This window comes from Sphaerisporangium corydalis, assembly GCF_025506355.1.
Lineage (GTDB): Bacteria > Actinomycetota > Actinomycetes > Streptosporangiales > Streptosporangiaceae > Sphaerisporangium > Sphaerisporangium corydalis.
On sequence record NZ_JANZYP010000036.1, the window covers coordinates 58,243 to 74,787 of the forward strand.

General features: G+C 71.9%; 13 protein-coding genes and 1 pseudogene. 6 read left to right on the top strand and 8 right to left on the bottom strand.

What is annotated here, in order from left to right:
• Positions 1-115: 115 nt before the first annotated feature.
• Positions 116-2,512 (bottom strand): hypothetical protein, encoded by a 2,397-nt coding sequence (locus NYZ98_RS23575; RefSeq protein ID WP_262845095.1) that lies wholly within the window; start codon positions 2,510-2,512, stop codon positions 116-118.
• Positions 2,513-2,866: 354 nt separating this feature from the next.
• Between NYZ98_RS23575 and NYZ98_RS23580 the strand changes: the two genes are divergently transcribed.
• Entirely contained in the window at positions 2,867-3,607 is a 741-nt protein-coding gene (locus NYZ98_RS23580; protein ID WP_262845134.1) for an RES family NAD+ phosphorylase, read from the top strand.
• Here NYZ98_RS23580 and egtD read toward each other — a convergent pair.
• The 7 genes from egtD to NYZ98_RS23615 form a co-directional block, all read right to left on the bottom strand.
• Complete coding sequence (gene egtD / locus NYZ98_RS23585) at positions 3,588-4,592, bottom strand: L-histidine N(alpha)-methyltransferase (protein ID WP_262845135.1); 1,005 nt, start codon at positions 4,590-4,592, stop codon at positions 3,588-3,590. The genes NYZ98_RS23580 and egtD overlap by 20 nt on opposite strands.
• A gap of 83 nt (positions 4,593-4,675) precedes the next feature.
• Positions 4,676-5,386, bottom strand: a complete 711-nt coding sequence (gene egtC, locus NYZ98_RS23590; RefSeq protein ID WP_262845097.1) for an ergothioneine biosynthesis protein EgtC — start codon at positions 5,384-5,386, stop codon at positions 4,676-4,678.
• Complete coding sequence (gene egtB, locus NYZ98_RS23595; RefSeq protein WP_262845099.1) at positions 5,387-6,688, bottom strand: ergothioneine biosynthesis protein EgtB; 1,302 nt, start codon at positions 6,686-6,688, stop codon at positions 5,387-5,389.
• Complete coding sequence (locus NYZ98_RS23600; RefSeq protein ID WP_262845101.1) at positions 6,685-7,920, bottom strand: glutamate-cysteine ligase family protein; 1,236 nt, start codon at positions 7,918-7,920, stop codon at positions 6,685-6,687. Before NYZ98_RS23600 ends, egtB begins: the two co-directional genes overlap by 4 nt.
• A gap of 310 nt (positions 7,921-8,230) precedes the next feature.
• Complete coding sequence (locus tag NYZ98_RS23605; protein WP_262845103.1) at positions 8,231-9,340, bottom strand: glycerophosphodiester phosphodiesterase; 1,110 nt, start codon at positions 9,338-9,340, stop codon at positions 8,231-8,233.
• Positions 9,341-9,541: 201 nt separating this feature from the next.
• On the bottom strand, positions 9,542-10,075 hold the full coding sequence (locus NYZ98_RS23610) for an HAD domain-containing protein (RefSeq protein WP_262845104.1): 534 nt from the start codon (positions 10,073-10,075) through the stop codon (positions 9,542-9,544).
• Positions 10,076-10,177: 102 nt separating this feature from the next.
• Entirely contained in the window at positions 10,178-11,239 is a 1,062-nt protein-coding gene (locus NYZ98_RS23615; protein ID WP_262845105.1) for an LLM class flavin-dependent oxidoreductase, read from the bottom strand.
• A gap of 432 nt (positions 11,240-11,671) precedes the next feature.
• On the opposite strand from NYZ98_RS23615, the gene sigK reads away from it, so the two are divergent.
• From sigK to NYZ98_RS23640, 5 genes and pseudogenes are all read left to right on the top strand, one after another.
• A complete protein-coding gene (sigK, locus tag NYZ98_RS23620; protein ID WP_262845107.1) occupies positions 11,672-12,244 on the top strand; it encodes an ECF RNA polymerase sigma factor SigK in 573 nt (190 codons plus the stop codon).
• On the top strand, positions 12,241-12,981 hold the full coding sequence (locus tag NYZ98_RS23625) for an anti-sigma factor (protein WP_262845108.1): 741 nt from the start codon (positions 12,241-12,243) through the stop codon (positions 12,979-12,981). Before sigK ends, NYZ98_RS23625 begins: the two co-directional genes overlap by 4 nt.
• 396 nt (positions 12,982-13,377) lie before the next feature.
• Positions 13,378-13,578: a DUF397 domain-containing protein gene (locus NYZ98_RS23630; protein ID WP_262845109.1), complete on the top strand. Its 201-nt coding sequence runs from the start codon at positions 13,378-13,380 to the stop codon at positions 13,576-13,578.
• Between the two features lie 754 nt (positions 13,579-14,332).
• Complete coding sequence (locus NYZ98_RS23635; protein WP_262845110.1) at positions 14,333-15,523, top strand: DEAD/DEAH box helicase; 1,191 nt, start codon at positions 14,333-14,335, stop codon at positions 15,521-15,523.
• Positions 15,505-16,526: pseudogene (locus tag NYZ98_RS23640) on the top strand (IS5 family transposase). The gene NYZ98_RS23635 and the pseudogene NYZ98_RS23640 overlap by 19 nt, the downstream one beginning before the upstream one ends.
• Positions 16,527-16,545 lie beyond the last annotated feature (19 nt).

The window sequence follows — 16,545 nt, forward strand, 5'->3', positions numbered from 1 at the left end:
CCCGCGGGGACCTCTGGCCGGCCCCTCACAGCACAAGTCGGAACCAGAATCCCGATCTCGACACCGGCCGCCGGATTCATCCGAGACCAGGCGACAGGGCGTAGGACGGACCGGTCTAGTAGTGCTCCCATTCGGAGACGTGCGGGTCGGGCGGGCGGGGGAGGCCGATCTGGTCGGCCAGCGCCCGCGCGCGGGCGTGCAGGGGGTGACCGTCGCCGAGCGCCGGGCGGCCGTGGGCCAGCGAGGTGCGGCACAGCAGCGGCGCCAGGAGCTCGCCCGCGGGCCCGGGGTCGCGGGAACCGGCACGCGCCGCCTCGTCGTAGGCGTACTGGAGCAGCACCAGATGGGTAGGGTCGAGCCCGTGCGCGGCCCGCACGCCGGGCGCGGGCACGCCCAGCAGCTCGGCGGCGCGGGCCTCCAGCATCAGCGTGCGGGCCTGGCCCGGCGGGTCGTCGGCCGAGGCGTGCTCGGCCCCCCGCACCTCCCTGAGCAGGCGCATCGCCGAAGCCCCGTCGCCGGTCGCCAGCAGCAGCTCGCTCACGTCCCGCCGCAACGCCAGCGCCAGCGGGTCGGCAGGGGAGGCGGGGCCGGGGATGAGGTCGCACAGGGCACGAAGGGCCGTCATCGCCTCCTCGGGCCCGTCCAGGGCCGCGCGGGCCAGGGCCAGGGCGCGGCGCGCCGCGAGCGAGAGGCGGAACGACACCGCGCCGGCGAACCACTCGCCGGTGACCACCGCGCCCTCCAGCGTGTCCACTGCCGCGCCGGGGTCGCCGAGGGCGAGGTGGACCCGTGCCAGCAACACCTTGTCGTACTGCGGCCAGTAGCCGGTGGCGACGAGCCTGCCCCGGCGGTACTGGCGGGCGTCCTCGACGTGGTGGCGCGCCTCGGCGGGGTGGCCCGCCGCGAGGAGCGCCTCGGCGAGCGACACCCGGGCGCCGGCCGTGCTGACGTTGTCGACCCCGCCGAGGCGGTCGCGCCGGTCGGCGACGATCTCCTCCGCCGCGACCACCGCCTCCACGACCCGCCCGGCCCGGCTCAGCGCCCGGACGCGCACCTCCGCGCTCAGCGTCACCCGGCGCCAGTGCGCGTCCCCCTCCCGCGGCGCCGGAACCGACGCCGGAATCGACGCCGGAATCGACGCCGGGACCGGGGCCGATGCCGATGCCGCGGCGGCGGCCCTGCGGTCGGTGTAGGTCTCGTCGATGACGCTCAGGGCCTGACGCGGGCGGCCCTCGGCGATGAGGACGTCCGCGATGTTGTGCCGGGCCCGCAGCTCGTACGACCGGGCCTCCTTCTTGTCGAATGCGGCCAGCCCGCCTTCGGTGACCGACGCGGCCAGCTCGTAGGCGGCGCGGGCGCCGCGCAGGTCCCCGAAGCGGAGCAGGGCGATGCCGTGCCGGGTGGCCGCGTCGCACAGCGCGCGCAGGTCGGTGTGCTCGCCGGGCCGTGTCCCGCCCGGCCGTCCGGCGGCGGTGTCCCAGCCGGTCAGCTCGCACAGCGCCCCGACCGCCCTGGCCCCCTCACGGCCGGCCCGCGCGTGGAGCGTTCCCGCCTCCAGGAGCGAGCGCAGCACCGCCACCTGCGCGGAGGCCTCCGCGCGCGGGTCGGTGCCGCGCCGCCGGACCGCCGCGAGGCTGAGCTCGGCGCTGTGCAGGTCGCCGATCCAGCCGCCGGCCAGCAACTTCAGCCCGCGCTCGAACCAGTACGCGGTCAGCGCCGCGGCCTGCCGCCCGACCGGGCAGTACGGGTCGCCGAGGAAGGCGCGGAAGGTCAGGTCAGACAGCAGCGCCGCGTTGTCGGCGGCCCAGCCGGCCGGCGGCTCGGTCACGGCCCGCGCCGCCGCCGAAAGGACCGGTTCGAGCGCGCCGGCGAACACCGTGAGGCGTCCCGCCCAGGCGGCGGACGCGACCCGGCCGAGCGGGGTGGCGGGCCAGACCGGAGGGCGCGGCGCCGCGCCCGTGGTGCGCGCCTTCTTCTCGGAGGTGGAGATGTCGCCGATGCCCCGTCCCACCTGGGCCATGAGGAAGCCCTCGGCCCGCTGGAACCGGCAGATCTCCGTGAGCGCGCCGGTGACCAGCGCCCGCGCCTCCTCGACGGACCCGGCCGACGGCCCGATCATGAACGGCCACCCCGTGGGCGACGTGACCATGGGCGACGCGTCCGTGGACGATGTGACCGTGGGCGACGTAATCGTGGGCGACGCGTCCGCGGACGGCCCGCGCGTGGACGGTGTAGGCGCGGGAGACGTGCCCGTGGGATGACCGGCCGCTTCCAGGTGGAGTTCGAAGGCGTGCAGGGCGGCGAGCGCGACCAGGACGCGGCGGCTCTTGACCTCGTTGTAGAGCCAGACGGCGCTGCGGCCGCCCGCCGGGGCGCCGTCGTCGCGCCGCACGTCGGTGAGCCGCACCTCGGCGGCCACCTGCTCGGTGCGGGCCTGGTGGTAGGGGACGTGGCTGAGCACGGCCGCGCCCGCGGCCCCGATCGCGCGTAACCGTTTCTCCCGGGCGAGCATCGGTCCCGACCTCCTCGATCAAGATCGAACTCTTGTCCCTCCACGCTAGTGAGGGGGTGAAGGACAGGCAAGACCCGGTAGTGGAGCGAACACTGTTAAACGACGGCTCCAAATCGAGTGCTGGCTACAGTACCGCCTTTCGGTGCCGGTCCGAGGCGAGATCAGCCGTCCGGACCGGGCCATCGGCGGCCGCCTTCCGCCCGAAGATTACGGTCCGCCCGCGCGTGGTCCCCATTTGAAATGGGTCGCCCGCCTTAATCTGAATATCCAATCCATTTATGAAATGATGTAGCTCACTACGAAATATCCTGCGGTCGTGATCTCCGAGGTCAGGGCCGCAGGGGCTGAGGCGTGATGCCGGGCACCGTGCCGCCGCCCCGCTACGCGGGCCAGCCGAACCGGACCGTCCTGCCGCCCGGCACCCGGCTGTGGCGGGTCCACTACCGTTCGGTGGCGCCCGACGCCTTCACCCGGCCCCGCGCCGAGGCGTTCTTCGGCGGCGGGCGTTTCGACGGCACGGCGGCGGGCGACCCGTACGACTTCTACTACGCCGGCCTCGACGCCTCCACGGCCCTGGCCGAGGTGTTCCTGCGCGACCTGACCTTCGGGGCCGACGGCATGCGGGTCCTGCCGCACGCGACCGTGGCGCACCGCCGGGCCAGCCTGCTCCGCACCGTGGCGCCGCTGCGCCTGATCAGCCTGGTCACCGGCCCCGACCTGGCCGCCGTCGCCCAGGACGACTGGCTCGTGCACGCCGACGCGCACGAGTACCCGAAGACCCGCCGCTGGGCCCAGTGGATGCGCGGGCAGGCCCCCTGGGCGCAGGGGCTCGTGTGGTCCTCCAAGCGCGACGCGGGCAAGAAGGCGCTGGTGCTGTTCGGCGACCGCCTGGCGGGCGGCGCGCTGAGCGCATCGCCCGCCGCGTTCGTCGACCTCGACGCCCCGGCCGGCACGGCCTGGGTCAACGCGACCCTGGCCCCCTACCGGACCGTCGTCGCCTCCCCGCGCGTCGCGCGCCGCCCGGTGGCCCGTACCCGCGCGGGCGCCCGCCGCCGGCGCGGGACCGCGTGCCGGGTCATCCGCGACCAGGCGTGAGCGCGCGGGCCTTGCGCCGCTTTTCGGGGACCAGCGCCAGGACCAGCGCGAAGTCGCGCGCCGGGTCGGTGTACCAGCGGCTCACCGTGAACCCCGCGCGTATCAGCTCCTCCTCCAGCCGGTACCGGTGGAACTTGGTGCTGATCTCGGTGCGCATCTCCTCGCCGGCCCGGAAGCCGACCGTCAGGCCGAGTTCGGTGAACACGACCCGCATCGGGCGGCTCGCCCGCAGCCGCATCTCGATCCGGTGCAGCCGCCCGTCGTACAGCGCCACGTGCTCGAACGCCTGGGGCGCGAAGTCCGCGCCGAGTTCGCGGTTCATCACGCTCAGCACGTTGCGGTTGAACGCGGCCGTCACCCCGGCGGCGTCGTCGTAGGCGGCCACCAGGCGCCCGGTGTCCTTGACCAGGTCAGCCCCGAGCAGGAGGCCGTCGCCGGGGGACAGGGTGCCGCGCAGCTCCTCGAGGAAGTACGCCCTGGCCTCGTGGTCGAGGTTGCCGACGGTGCCGCCGAGGAACGCGACCAGCCGCCTGCCGACGCGCGGCAGCCGGGCGAGATGCCGCTCGAAGTCGGCGCAGACCGCCCAGATCGCCAGCCCCGGGTAGGCGTCGGCGACCCGGTGCGCCGCCTGCTCCAGGGTGGCCGCGTCCACGTCGACCGGCGAGTACGCTTTCAGCGTCCCGGCCGAGGTCAGCGCGTCCAGGAGCAGCACGGTCTTCTCGCTGGTGCCCGAGCCGAGCTCGACCAGCGTCTCGGGGCGGGCGATCGTGGCGATCTCGGCGGCGTGCTCGCGCAGGATGGCCAGCTCGCACCGCGTCGGATAGTACTCGGGCAGCCGCGTGATCTGGGAGAACAGCTCGCTCCCTGCGGCGTCGTAGAACCATTTGGGCGGCAGCCACTTGGGCGTCGCGGTCAGCCCGGCGCGCACGTCGTCGGCCAGGGCCCTGCGCAGGTGGCCGGGGCCCAGGTGGTTGACCGTGTACAGGAACGGCAGCGGGATCTGGGTGACGGACACGCGAGCCTCCTGGGGTGGCGGTGGACTGGTGGCGGTGGATCGCCGGTGGCGGATCACAGGGGCTGGATCCGCACGCCGTCGGGCGTGGCCAGGACCAGGTGCCGATCGGGCACGGCGTCCCAGCCGGGCCGGTCGTCCAGCGGTTCGCTGGCGAGCAGGACGCCGTCGCCGCAGCGCAGGAACAGGGTCTCGTTCCAGGCGGTGGCCGCGACCGCGTCTCCGTCGGTGACCAGCAGGTTCAGCCGGGCGACGGGGTCGCCCTTCGCCGCGTGCACGACCACGCCGGCCACGGCGTCGTCCAGCGCGCCGCCCTCGGCGAGCCGCCCGAACACCGCCGACGCCAGCCACGCCGAGTCGCAGGCGCTCTCGGGCTCGCGACCGCCCGCCGGCGGCTCGACCGCCGCGCGCGCCACCCGCCCGTTGTGGCTGAGCAGCCATCTGCCGTCGGTGAACGGGGCGGTGGCCGACTCCTCGAGCGGCATGCCGGGGCTCGCCGAGCGCACGGCCGCCATCAGGCACGACGACCGCGCGACCGAGGCCAGGCCGGGCAGGTTCGCGTCCGCCCAGATCGGGATGGCGCGGCGGTAGCGCACCGGCTCCTCGCGCGCCGGGTCGTACCAGCCGACCCCGAAGCCGTCGGCGTTGACGGTGCCGCACCGCTGGAGGCGGGGCGCGTAGGACTGCGCGACCAGGCCGTGCCCGGGCTCCTGGAGCAGCGACGCGAGCGTGCGGGGGGTGCCCAGCCACGCCGCGTGCCGGCACACCTAGGACTCCTCCGGGGCGGCCGTGCGCGCGCAGCGGAACCCCGCGAAGATCTGCCGCCGCTCCGGCCGGTCCCAGTTGCGGAAGGTCGTGCGTACCGCCGTCGGGTGCGTGGCCCACGAGCCGCCGCGCAGCACCCGGTAGGTCCTGCCGAAGAACACCTCGCTGTACTCGCGGTAGGGGAAGCTGCGGAAACCGGGATAGGGCAGGAACCACGAATCCGTCCACTCCCACACGTCTCCCACCATCTGCTCGGCCCCGTAGGCGCTCGCCCCGCCGGGGAAGGCGCCCGCGGGGGCCGGCCGGGACGCCTGGTGCCCGAGGTTGGCGTGCCGCGCCGCCGGGTCCTGGTCGCCCCACGGGTAGCGGCGCGCGCGGCCGGCCGCCGGGTCCCAGCCGCACGCCTTCTCCCACTCGGCCTCGGTGGGCAGCCTGCGGCCCGCCCACCGGGCGTAGGCGTCGGCCTCGTACCAGCAGACGTGCTGCACGGGCTCGTCCATCGGCACCGGCTCGCGCCGCCCGAAGCGGATACGCCACCAGGTGCCGCCCTCCCGCGTCCAGAACAGCGGGGCGAGCGCGCCCCTGGCCGTCCGCCAGCTCCAGCCGTCCTCGCTCCACCACCGGGGGTCGGCGTACCCCCGGTCCTCGACGAACTCGGCGTAGCCGCCGCAGGTCACCGGGAAGCGGTCGATCCAGAAGGCGGGCAGGTCGACCCGGTGCGCCGGGCGCTCGTTGTCGTAGGCCCACGGCTCGGTGCCGGTGCCGGCCAGGAACGGCCCGGCGGGCACGCGCACCTCGGCCGGGCCGGCCGGCCGCCCGGCGGGCAGCTCGCCGTCGCGGACCAGCCCGGGCTCGCCCGAGAGCTGCAAGGTGGCGAGCATCGTCTCGTCGTGCTGGTGTTCGTGCTGCAGGACGAGCCCGAACACGAAGCCGTCCGACCGCAGCGGGTCGGGGCCGCGCAGGTCGACCCCGTCGAGCACGTCCAGGACGCGCCCGCGCACGCCCGCGATGTACCGGCGGGCCTCGTCCGGGGTGAGCAGCGGCAGGCGCGGGCGGTCGCCGCGCGGGTGGGCGAAGGCGTCGTAGATGGTGTCGATCTCCGGGCGCAGCGGGGTGACGCCGCCGACCTCGCGCAGCACCCACAGCTCCTCGTAGTTGCCGACGTGGGCCAGGTCCCAGACCAGCGGCGACATCAGCGCGGAGTGCTGGCGCACCAGGACCTCGTCGTCGGTGTCGGTGTAGGCCAGGGACCGGGTGCGTCCCTGCTCCAGCTCGGCGGCGATCCGCTCCTTGAGGCCGGTCACGCCGGCACCTCCTCGCCGAGCCAGGCGGGCAGGTCGGAACCGGGGTCGCCGACCCGGGCCAGCAGGTCGACGGCCGGGCAGCGGCCGGTCGCGACGTGCCGGGCGGCGAAGGCGTCCACGTCGGCCACCAGGCCAGGGCCGGCGCCGAGCCGGGGCAGCGCCTCGGCGGCGGCGCGGAAGCAGTCCTCGGCGGCCTGCCGCAGCCGGGGGTCCCCGAGGCCGACCTGGGCGGCCTGCCACCAGCGGTCGGCGAACGGTTCGGCGGCGGCGAGGGCGGCGTCGGCGGCGCGGTCGTCGAGCAGGAGCGCCGAGGTGACCGCCACGCACACCGGCCACGTGCGCGGGTGCAGGGCGTCGAGGTAGCGGATCTCCAGCCACCCGCGCGGCCGTACCGGCGGGAACACCGTGGTCGCGTGGTAGGCCAGGTCGGCGGCCGTGGGCGGGTGCCCGGCCAGCCCGGGGGAGGCCATCCAGTCGCCGAAGGTGACGCGGCTCGGCGGGGTCGGGTGCCGGGCGTCCTCCTCGCCGGCCTGCATGAGGCGGGCGTGGATCAGGTACCTCGCCCACGATTCGGCCGGGTCGCCGTCCCGCAGCGGCGGGCGGGTCCGCGTGGGGTCGAGGTGCAGCCACACGGCCTGGCGGCCCGACATCCACCCGCACGGCCGCGAGCCGACGGCGGGGGAGTTGGCGAACGCGGCGTTCAGCACGGGCCCGAGGAGGTTGGCCCGCTCCCAGCGGACCTCCGGCCGCTCGCCGAGGTCCACGTTGACCTGGATGGAGGCGGACAGGCACATCATCATCGGCCCGTACGGCACCCCCAGCAGCGCGGCCATCGCGTCGTAGCGCGGCTGCCTGAGCTGGCGCAGGGGCGGGCGCACCGGGTCGAGTCCCATGCCGGCGAGCACGAGCCCCTGTTCGCGCAGGGCCCGGCGGACGGCCTCCACGTCGGTGACCATGGCGGTGACGGCGGTCGCGAGGGGTCCGGGCGGGCCGGCCAGCTCGAGCTGGCCCCCGGGTTCGAAGGTGACGGTGCCGCCGCCGGGCAGCAGGGGGAGGCATTCGGTGATCCGGGCGACCGGCACCTGGCTCATGTGGTCGGCGCGGTCGAAGACGAGGAACTCCAGCTCGACGCCTATCGCGTCGCCGGGGGTGCCCTCGAAGCACCGCCGGGCGAACCGTTCCACGTCCGCCAGGTCGCGGACCCGCGCGTCGCTGTTCTCCGAACTGATCATGGACCCTCCTTCGGCCTCGCGAGCGCGTGGGCGCCGGGCCGGGGCGATGATTTCGGCGAGATCGAACGGCTGTGACCTGGCGTCTTGAGGACCTCCGAGTTCCCGATCAGCTTCCGCTAAGCAACTCGTACCCGCCGTTTCCTCACATGAAGCCCAAAGGGGACGATCGACTCATACAGCGCTTTCCATGGTGAAAACCGGCATCGAGGCGGGGGCCGGGAAACGCGTCAGGCTCCGCCGCGGGCCCTTCGGAGGGGCGCGGCGGAGCCTGTGCCGGATCTGATCCTGATCCGGCCTGGATCATGGCCGGTCAGGTGGAGAAGACGCGGTCCCGCGTGGCACGGGCGATGCCCGGGTCGTCGGAGAACACGCCGTCCACCTTCAGGTCGAACAGGCGTACCAGCCAGCCCATCACGTCGCCGGTGGCGCCCGCGTAGGCGGGGCTCGCCGGATCGCCCAGCCGGTAGTCGACCGGCAACTGGGAGTTCTCCGGGCGGATCGTCCAGGTGTGCACCTTCAGGCCCCTGCGGTGCGCGTCCCGGATGAGGGTCGTCGGCTCCAGCAGCTTCCCGTCGGGCCCGGCCGGCACGATGCGCGTGGTCGCCACGCCGACGCCGTCGGCGTACTTGGCGATCTCCCGCAGGCCCTCGGGGGTGACCAGGTCGGTGTACGTGCGCGGGTCCCCGGCCGCCACCAGGTCGTACGGGGCGCCCGTGCCGTTGATCAGCTGGATGAGCGGCAGGCGGGTCGCCGAGCGGAGCGCCTTGAGGTTCCCGGTCTCGAACGACTGGATGAACACCGGCGACCGCGCGCCGCCCCAGCCGTGCCGGGCGAGGGCCGCCAGGAGCGGCTCCTCCAGCGAGAGGCCGATCGAGTCGAAGTAGGTGGGGTGCTTGGTCTCGGGGTACACGCCCACGCCCAGCCGCTGCGCGAGCTCGATGACCTCGTCGAACGTCGGGATCGGCGCCAGGCCGTCGAACGCCGTGTTGTCGGGGCGCAGGTCCGGGATGCGCTCCTTGGCGCGCAGCGTGCGCAGCTCGTCCAGGGTGAAGTCCTCGGTGAACCAGCCGGTCACCGCGACCCCGTCGATGGTCTTGGTGGCCCTGCGGCCGGCGAACTCGGGGTGGTTCTGGACGTCGGTCGTCCCGCCGATCTCGTTCTCGTGCCGGGCGACCAGGACGTGGTCCTTGGTCGACACCAGGTCGGGCTCGATGTAGTCGGCTCCCAGCGCGGCCGCGGCCTCGTAGGAGAGGAGCGTGTGCTCGGGCCGGATGGCGCTGGCACCGCGGTGCCCGATGACGATCGGTCCGCGGTCGTCATGTCCGGAGCCGGTGGCCGTCGCGCTCGCGGGCTGGAGGGTGACGAACAGCACCCCCGCCGCGACGACGGCCAGGGTACCGGCCAGGGTCTTGTTCCACATGCGGGCGCACCCCAATTCTCTAGTCTCGCGGGGCACGCTAGCCCCGCGAACCGTCCCCGGGGTGGCGAAGCGGTTAACGATCAAAGGTGGGCGAATGCCACCTGCGGAACCTTTCGGCGGCGGGTCATGAAGAGGCCGCCACGGGGGCGCTCACGGACCGCCGTCACTGGGACTTCTCACGGCCGGCGGCCACGGGGACGGTCACGGAGAGGCCGCTCCGGCGCCGTCCAGATCGGGGGTGGCCCGGCCCGCGAGCCACTCGCGCGCCTGCGTCAGGTGGCGGTCGGTCAGGCCGGTGCGCGGGTCCACGTCCACCAGCAGGAACTCGTCGACCCCGGGATGGTCCTTGAGGTACTGCCAGTCGTGGGTCCCGAGGTTGTCGTCGAACCACACGAACGGCCGGCCCGCGACGTACTCGGCCACGTGCCGGGTCTTGAAGTGCTCGCCCGCGCGGGTGCCGGGGTCGCTGTTCACCGCGATGACCGGGAGCTCGGGCAGGCCGATGCGCGGGCCGATCTCGACGTTGGCGTGCTGCTCCCAGGTGGTGGCCCAGGCCAGCTCCGCACCGGTGTCCCGGGCCAGCGCGGTCAGCTTGGGGCCGTGGCGGGCGTTCAACAGGACCCGGTACGTCCTGCCGTCGACGACGCACTCGTGATGCCGGAGCCGCAGCGTGTGCCGCCGGGCGGGGTTGAGCACCCCGTCCACGTCCAGCAGGACAAGGGGACGCTTGCTCACATGCCTCTCCTCGGTCGTCGGTGCTGGAAGCCATGATGCCGCCTCGACGGCACTGTCTTCCAACTCGCGACCGGATCGCCGCCCCCGCCGGACCTCTGGAGGTCAGCCGGCGAGGCCGGGCGGCGCGGGGAACGGTCTGCTCGGGATCTCCCGGCGCAGCACCGGGGCGATCTCGCTCTGGAACAGCTCCAGCGTGGCGCGGTGCTGCTTGTCGGTCAGGCCGTCGGCGTCCGCGGCGAGGTGCATGACCTCGTGCCCGAGGCGCTCGTGGTAGCGGTGCACCTTCTCGATGATCTGCTGGGGGCTGCCCACCAGGATGGAGCTGCGCTCGATGGCGTCCTCCAGCGTCGGGAACACCGGCTCAAGGCCGAGCCTGCGGAACAGGGCCAGCCGCGCGTCGAAGATCGGCCGGTAGGTCTTGATCGCCTCCTGGGAGGTCCTGGCGCCGTAGTATCCGGCCGTGCCGGCCCCGATCAGCGCGTCGGCCGGGTCGTGCCCGTAGAACTCCCAGCGCTCACGGTAGTAGCGGACCAGCTCGGCGTACGGCTCGACCGGGTTGGAGACGTTGGCGGAGAACAGTGGGTCGCCCCACTGGGCGGCCAGGTCCACCGACTCCCTGCTCGTGGCGCTGCCGTGCCACACCCGGATCGGCCGCTGGAGCGGGCGCGGCCAGGTCTCGGCCTCGCGCAGCTCGGGGCGGAAGCGGCCCGACCAGGTGACCTTGTCCTCGCGCCACAGCCGCCGGAACAGCTCGTACCCCTCCCGGTTGCGGTCCCACTGGTCCTGTCCGGTCACGTGGAACAGCTGCGCCTGCGCGGCGCCGTTGCCCTTGCCGATGATCAGTTCCAGCCGGCCGCCGGAGAGGTGGTCCAGGGTCGAGTAGTCCTCGAACGCCCGTACCGGGTCGAGCAGGCTCAGGGTGGTGACGGCGGTGAACAGGCGGATCGCCGAGGTCCTGGCGGCGATGTGGCTGAGCACGACCGGCGGCGAGGAGGAGATGAAGGGCCGCTCGTGGCGCTCGCCGACGCCGAACCCGTCGAACCCCAGCTCCTCGGCCAGGACGGCGTTGTCGACGACCTCGCGCAGGCGGGCCGTCGTGGACTTCCGCTCGCCGGTGAGGGGATCGGGCCCGTGGACGATCAGGGTGATGGCAAGGAACTTCATGCGGACCTCCGCATCGTCGGCCGGTCCTGGTGACCTGAACCGACGATAGCCGCGCCCGGCAAACTATTCAATTCCTACCTGATTAGTTCCAAATGGGGCTGTGGGACGCGTCGTGCCCCGCACCTTGCGGTGCGGGGCACGAGCGCCTGCGGCCGGTGAGCGGTCGCCTGTCGGCGAGTTGCGCAACGTGGCTCCAGCCGGACGGTATTCCACGAAGGCCAAGAGATGAGGCCCGGGGACACGGTCTCACCGACCATCTTGTTCAACCCCGCCGGGCCGCCGGGCATTCCCGCCGTGGTTCCGGCCGTCCGGATGGCGGTCCGAATCGGGGAGAATCGCTATCGCGCCAATCCAAGGGCCCTCCTGGGCCGAAGTACCTGTGTCCGCATCTACGCCGACGGTTGGGGGGAGTGCATGAGGCCGAGACGGTCCGTGCCCCTGGATGATGGCCAGCACGACCAGCCCGGGCTGGAGAAGCTGCTGGAATGGGTCGCGCGCGGGGACCGCCCGGCGTTCGAGCAGGTGTACGCCCGGGTGGCGTCCTCCGTTTACGGCGTGGTCCTGCGGGTGCTCCGCGACCCCGCCCAGGCCGAGGAGGTGGCCCAGGAGGTGCTGGTCGAGATCTGGCGGAGCGCCGCGCGCTTCGACGCCTCGCGCGGGTCGGGGATGTCGTGGGTGATGACCATCGCCCACCACCGCGCCGTCGACCGCGTCCGCGCCGCGCAGGCGGCCATCGACCGCGAGGACCGCGTCGCCCGGCTGGAGGTCCACCGCCCCTACGACGACGTCGTGGAGGCGGTCGAGTCCACGCTGGAATGGGAACGGCTGCGCCGTTGCCTGAGCGGGCTGACCGAGTTGCAGCGCGAGTCGGTTACGTACGCTTATTACGGTGGATATACCTACCGAGAGGTCGCCGAGCTGCTGAAGGTGCCGCTCGCGACCGTGAAGACCCGGATGCGCGACGGACTCATCCGCATGCGCGACTGCCTGGGGGTGGAGCGATGAGCCGCGATCCGCACACGCTGGCCGGTGCCTACGTGCTGGACGCCGTCGACGACCCCCGCGAGCGATCCGGCTTCGAGGACCATCTCAGCCGGTGCACCGAATGCGCCGAGGAGACGCGCGGCCTGCGCGAGACCGCCTCCCGCCTCGGCATCGCGATGGCCCAGGAACCGCCCCCCGCGCTCCGCGACCGGGTCATGGCCGAGATCGGCCTGGTCCGCCAGGTCCCCCCGGCCGTCACGCCCATCACCAGGCGCGAACGCCGGCCGGGAGCGTGGTGGCCGCGCCTGGCCACCGGTCTCGCCGCCGCCTGCCTGGCCGCCGCCGTCGGGTTCGGCGTCGTCGCCTACCGCGTCCAGGACACCCTCGACGGCGAGCGGCTCGGAGCCCAGCAGGTCGCCGCCGTGCTCGCCGCACCGGACGCGCGCACCGTCAGGGGCAAGGCCGGCCAGGCGACCACCGGCACGGTCGTGATGTCCCGATCGCAGGACAAGGTGCTGTTCTTCTCCTCGGGCCTCGCGCCCCTGCCCGACAGCGAGACCTACCAGCTGTGGCGCATCGGCCCCGACGGCGCGATCCCCGACCGCCTGACCCGCCCCGACGCCTCGGGCCGGACACCCCCGATGGTCCTCGGCGACCTCGGCTCCGCCACCAAGGTCGGCGTCACCGTCGAACCCTCCGGCGGCTCCCGCCAACCCACCACCAAACCCCTCCTCCTCATGTCCCTCCCCCCAGCCTGACCAGAAGGTCTCTGCGGTGATGCGCGCTTTCTCGAACCGGCGCGCGCGGCACGGGCGCCGCCGACCCCGACGACGGCGCCCACCTCGCCGAAGCGCCCATTCTTTCGGTGACGCGTCACCGAAAGAATGGTCCTCGCCTTCGGCTCGGGCGTTTTTTGGGCCTAGCGGCTCGGCTGGCGTCCGCATCAAATCGCTCGAAGGTCGCTGATCCACGCAATGGCGGGGACGATCGGAGATCCGGCAACGGCGCTTACACGGACGCGCAACCGTCCGGGCGAACCATAGGACGACCGGCAGACAATCGCGCAGCTTGCTGCCGGGTATGTGACGCGATCCGAACTGAGGCTCTACCGTTCAAACAGTCACTCCGACTCATACAGGAAGCGGTGAACCAAGATGAGTGACCTTCGAGGCGCACAGTGGCGTAAGAGCACGTACAGCACAGACAACGGCAACTGTGTCGAAGTCGCGTCGAACCTACCCGGCGTTATCGCGATCAGGGACAGCAAGAACCCGACCGGCCCATCCCTGTCCTTCGCGCCCGGCGCCTGGGCCGCCTTCCTGAGCGGAGTCAAGCTCGGCGCATTAGACGCTTGACCCTCGGCCGAACGATGGGAGCCTTCGCCACATCAGCAAGGGCTCCCGCGTCGGCAGGTCGCCGGTGCGACCATGCTGGCGTGGGTCGGTGCTGAGAGTGCTGCAGGGTCGGGCCTTCGGCATCCACCTGTCCGGCGCTCGCGTAATGGGTCCCCGATCCCCTATCAGTTCCTCCAGTAGGGACTCGGCCCGCGTTTCCGAAAGAAATGGTCCTCGCCTTCGGCTCGGGCGTTCTTTGGGCCTGGCGGCTCGGCTGGCGTCTGCATGAAGTCGCTCGAAGGACGCTGATCCACTCAATGATTGGGGGCGATCGGAGATCCGGCAATTCGTCAGCACCGCCCCAGTGCTAGGACGCGCAGTTTTCTACACCCTGATCTGGTCGGTGAGCTCTCTCAGCTCAGCGGGGGGCGGGTCTCGCATGGTAAGCAAATCGGACACGAGCCGATAGGTGATTCGGTGGTTCCGTATCTGCTCCGGTGTGATGGCTTCGGCCTCCAGCAGCGCGGACACCGACTCCTGGACCTGGCGGCGCTGAGCGTGCGCGCGGGCAAGGTCGATCTGGGAGCCGGGCGCGCCGCTCCGGTGACCTCACCGAGGTATAGCGGAATCCGTCGTCTCCTCGGTCCGACGTGAGGTGATCTCGCGGATCTCCGCGCTGGCTGATGGGCAGTTCGCCCCCCACTTGCACGTGTATCGCCAGTAATGGACGCACATCAGTGACAGACTCATGATGAGCACTGCGAGAGGACATGGGATGCCACTGGATTTGAGCCGCTTGGGAGTCTCCAAAGGTCAAGCTCTCACCGTCCCTCGCGATATCTTCGCCGCGTTGCCGAGTAAGCCGTGGCCGCGGCTCCGTCTGGAGCAGGGCGAGGTGCTCAAGGCCTGGTATGACCGGCGCGCGCGCAGGGATGTCGTCATCAAGCAGAACACCGGTGGTGGCAAGACTGTAATCGGCCTTCTAGTCGCGCAGTCGAGCCTCAACGAGGGTGCTGGCCCTGCCGTGTATCTAGCTCCCGATACCTATCTGGCCGCACAGGTGATCGGCGAGGCCGGACGGCTCGGAATCACCGTTGTTAGCAATCCACGGGACCATCGGTTCATCGCCAGTGAGGCCGTTCTGGTGACAACATTCCATAAACTCGTGAACGGCCGAAGTGTGTTCGGCGTAGGCGGTACTGGCCGCCCGGCGCGACCTGTGGGCACGGTGGTCGTCGATGACGCACACGCAGCGTTGGCGATCGCGGAAGGCCAGTTCAAGATTCAGGTCCCCGCTGGGCACGCAGGTTACGATGAACTCTTGAGGCAATTCGCGGGCGCTCTCAAACATCAGAGTCCGTCCTCGTGGGCGAGCCTGCAGGAAGGTGGACACGCGGGACCCATTCGAGTGCCCTTCTGGACCTGGACCGCCAGTCAAGATCGGGTTTTGCAGATTCTGCGCAAGTATGGCGACGACGACCAGGAGAAGTGGATCTACTTCTCCTGGCCACTACTGCAGCAGACGCTACATCTCGCAGTCGCCACAGTGACAAGCCGCGAGATCGAAATTCGCCCCCCGTGCCCCCCCATCGACTTGATCCCATCATTCGCTCAGGCCAAGCGGCGAGTGTATCTGACGGCAACGCTGGCCGATGACGGTGTGCTGGTCACCGAGCTTGGCGCCGACCCCGACGATCTCGCGAAGCCGGTCACGCCTGACCGTGCCGCTGACCTGGGGGATCGACTTATTTTGGCGCCGATGGCCATCACGCCGAGGGCGTCCGCTATCGGAATCCGCCAGCTAGTGCGCGAGTTCGCCGAGGGGGATCGGACCAGCACGGGTATGCCAACTGCGCCGCCACTCAACGCGATTGTGCTAGGAGCTGTTTGGGGTTCGGATCTAGGTGAGGCCGGTGGCGGGCTGGTCGCGGCTGGTAGAACTCGGATGTGGCGCGCTTTGATGTGACCGATGCCGAGTGGGCGTTGATCGAGCCGTGTCTGCCGGTGGCGGCTACCGGGCCGCTGCCACGGCGGGTGCGTGATCAGTTCAACGGGATCTTGTGGCGTTTCCGTACCGGGTCTGGGTGGCGTGACGTCCCGGAACGCTACGGGCCTTGGTCCACGCTGTACTCGCGGTTCAGCGGCTGGGCCAAGGCCGGGGTGTTCTGCGGTCTGATGGAGGCGCTGATCGCCGAGGCGGCATCGCGTGGGCAGGTCGGGCTGGAGTTGGTCAGCGTGGACTCCACGATCGTGCGGGCGCATCAGGAGTCGGCCGGGCTGGCGGTCGCCGGGGAGACCCTGGATGCGCTGGAGCAGGCGCTGACCGAGGAAAAAGGGGCTCCGCTGCCAGAGCAGCCGCCGGTACTGCGGGTGATGCGCGCCAGGTCACAACCGGCACGGACGACGTGGACGCGTCCTCGCGCCAAGATCGTGCCGCCACACATCGACGCCGCAAGACCAGGGCCAGTGCTGCCGAACTCGGGCGATCCCGCGGCGGGCTGAGCAGCAAAATCCATGCCGCGGTCGACGCCGCCGGGATGCCGCTGGTCTTCGTGCTCACCCCCGGGCAGGCCGCCGACTGCCCGCACTTCATCACCGTCCTGAACAAGATCCGCATCCCCGGTCCGATCGGCCGGCCCCGTACCCGCCCTGATGCGGTGGCCGCGGACAAGGCCTACTCCTCCAAGGCCAACCGCGCCCATCTACGCCGCCGCAAGATCACCGCGGTCATCCCGGAAAAGACCGATCAGCAGGCCAACCGCAAGAACAAGGGATCGGCAGGAGGACGGCCCGTCACCTTCGATCCGAAGCGCTACCAGCAACGCAACACCGTCGAACGCTGCTTCCAGAAGATCAAGACCTGGCGCGGATTAGCCACCCGCTACGACAAAACCCCGGAAAGCTACCAGGCCGGACTCCACCTCCGCGGCTCCATCATGTGGCTGAAACTCCTCACCCCAACCACATGATCCGAACTTCAAACAGCTC

Excerpts from the sequence above, each read along its gene's own strand:
- NYZ98_RS23575 (WP_262845095.1), bottom strand. The coding sequence starts at position 2,512 with ATGCTCGCCCGGGAGAAACGGTTACGCGCGATCGGGGCCGCGGGCGCG.
- NYZ98_RS23580 (WP_262845134.1), top strand. The coding sequence starts at position 2,867 with ATGCCGGGCACCGTGCCGCCGCCCCGCTACGCGGGCCAGCCGAACCGG.
- NYZ98_RS23600 (WP_262845101.1), bottom strand. The coding sequence starts at position 7,920 with ATGATCAGTTCGGAGAACAGCGACGCGCGGGTCCGCGACCTGGCGGAC.
- NYZ98_RS23605 (WP_262845103.1), bottom strand. The coding sequence starts at position 9,340 with ATGTGGAACAAGACCCTGGCCGGTACCCTGGCCGTCGTCGCGGCGGGG.
- NYZ98_RS23615 (WP_262845105.1), bottom strand. The coding sequence starts at position 11,239 with ATGAAGTTCCTTGCCATCACCCTGATCGTCCACGGGCCCGATCCCCTC.
- NYZ98_RS23625 (WP_262845108.1), top strand. The coding sequence starts at position 12,241 with ATGAGCCGCGATCCGCACACGCTGGCCGGTGCCTACGTGCTGGACGCC.
- NYZ98_RS23630 (WP_262845109.1), top strand. The coding sequence starts at position 13,378 with ATGAGTGACCTTCGAGGCGCACAGTGGCGTAAGAGCACGTACAGCACA.
- NYZ98_RS23635 (WP_262845110.1), top strand. The coding sequence starts at position 14,333 with ATGCCACTGGATTTGAGCCGCTTGGGAGTCTCCAAAGGTCAAGCTCTC.